Source organism: Barnesiella sp. CU968 (assembly GCF_905219685.1).
GTDB lineage: Bacteria > Bacteroidota > Bacteroidia > Bacteroidales > Muribaculaceae > Lepagella > Lepagella muris_A.
In genome coordinates this window covers 1-2,009 of record NZ_CAJMXD010000472.1, presented here as the reverse complement: position 1 = coordinate 2,009, position 2,009 = coordinate 1, and the positions used below count along the sequence as shown (strand labels likewise).

Here is a 2,009-nt window from a genome sequence, read left to right as displayed (position 1 = left end):
CACTATGATGACTTAAAGAATTTCAAGAAACGCATTTAGCTTTAATTCGTGTTAAAAGTAAACACACTCTTAAAAGCTTCTTGACTATGGAGAAGATACAGGTAGAAAAACTGAGCCTCCTTGAACTCCGGGAGGTGGCTATGCTTGCAACTGAAATCAATACCCGCATTCTGCCGCATATGGCGGAAGACGAACTGTCGCGTTTCACCGCTGTCTTGCGCGATGGCATGCTACGTAGCAGCAGAGCCCACTCGTCAAGAGGAATACCTCTTGCAATCCTTGCGCTTAAAACTGCTTGCGCTTTTGCAGACATGGTCGATCCGGATCACAACATCATAATCGCAATACTACTTTATCCGCTCTATCACGAAGGATTACTGCCAATCGATTCTATAAGAAAAGAATGGGGCGAGGACATTGCAGGGTTGCTTGAGGGAATTGCAAGTGTCTCTAAATTCAGCAACCGCAATTCGGCTCATAACCAGGAAAATTTCAGGGGGCTTATGCTTGCGCTGGCTCATGACATCAGGGTCATCATCATCATGATTGTGGAAAACCTGATGCTGATGCGTTCCATAAATCATCATCCCGATGAGGACTGGGTGCGCAATGTGGCGTTTGAGGCAAACTGTCTTTACGCCCAGCTTGCACACAGGCTCGGTCTTTACAAAATAAAGGGTGAACTTGAAGATCTTTCTCTCAAATATACAAACCGGGATATCTACACACAGATCGCCAGGAAACTGAACGAGACGAAACGCTCTCGAGACCAGTATATCAGTGAGTTCATAGCCCCTGTCAAGGCACGCCTGGAAGATGCAGGACTTACTTTCACGATCAAAGGACGCACCAAATCCATATCATCGATCTGGAACAAGATGAAAAAGCAGAAGGTCGATCTCCCGGGAATCTACGACCTTTTTGCAATACGTGTGATTATCGACACTCCGCGAGAACGGGAAAAGCAGGATTGCTGGCTGGCGTATTCCATTCTTGCCGATATGTATACGGCGAATCCTGCCAGAATGAAAGACTGGATAACTCTGCCGAAAAGCAACGGGTATGAAAGTCTTCATGCCACAGTCATGGGTCCGGGACAGAAATGGGTCGAGGTGCAGTTCCGCACGGAAAGAATGGATCTCGTGGCTGAAAAGGGTCTTGCCGCCCACTGGCGTTACAAAGGGGGAAAAGGCGACAGCTCCGACAAATGGATGAACAATATACGCGACATCCTTGAGACTGCAGAAGCGGGACCGATGCAGCTCATGAAAAACATAAAGGCTGATGCTTTCGGACAGGAAGTTTTCGCATTCACTCCCAAGGGTGATCTTTTCAGAATGTCAGCCGGAGCGACTGTGCTTGACTTCGCTTTCCACATACACACAAACGTCGGAGCCCACTGCACCGGAGCTGTTGTGAACGGGGCGCACAAAAAACTGAACTACAAAGTGCAGAACGGAGACACGGTTGAAATCCTTACATCCGCCAACCAGACGCCGCGCCACGAATGGCTGAACATTGTAACATCATCGAAAGCCCGCAATAAAATAAAACAGAGTCTCAACGAGGAGAAACAGCGTCTTGCCGACATAGGTAAGGAAGCTCTGTCAAGACGTGCGAAAAACCGCAAGATAGAGATTGAAGAGGCAGAGCTGATGAGAATGATAAAGAAGCGGGGATATAAGTCTGCCATCGAATTCTTTGCCGATATGGGAGAGAATAAAATAGACGCGGGACGTTTCCTTAACACATATATCGATTTCACAACGCGCCAGATAGAGACGGAACATGTGTCTGCCGAAGAATTCCAGCTGATCACTCCGAAAGAGGATACGCCCAGGAATGATGTGCTTGTGATCGGAGAAAAAAATATCAACGGTCTGAATTATAAATTTGCAAGATGCTGCAATCCGATTTATGGTGACGATGTGTTCGGGTTCATTTCATCCGACGGATCGGTAAAAATACATAAAAACGACTGCCCCAACGCCAGCCATATCCAGGAGCGT

The 2,009-nt window shown here is 47.3% G+C and carries 1 protein-coding gene; it reads left to right on the top strand.

The features are described 5' to 3' along the window. Positions 1-86: 86 nt before the first annotated feature. The coding region (locus tag JX312_RS12830; RefSeq protein ID WP_204458309.1) for a bifunctional (p)ppGpp synthetase/guanosine-3',5'-bis(diphosphate) 3'-pyrophosphohydrolase at positions 87-2,009 on the top strand (1,923 nt) is incomplete at its 3' end.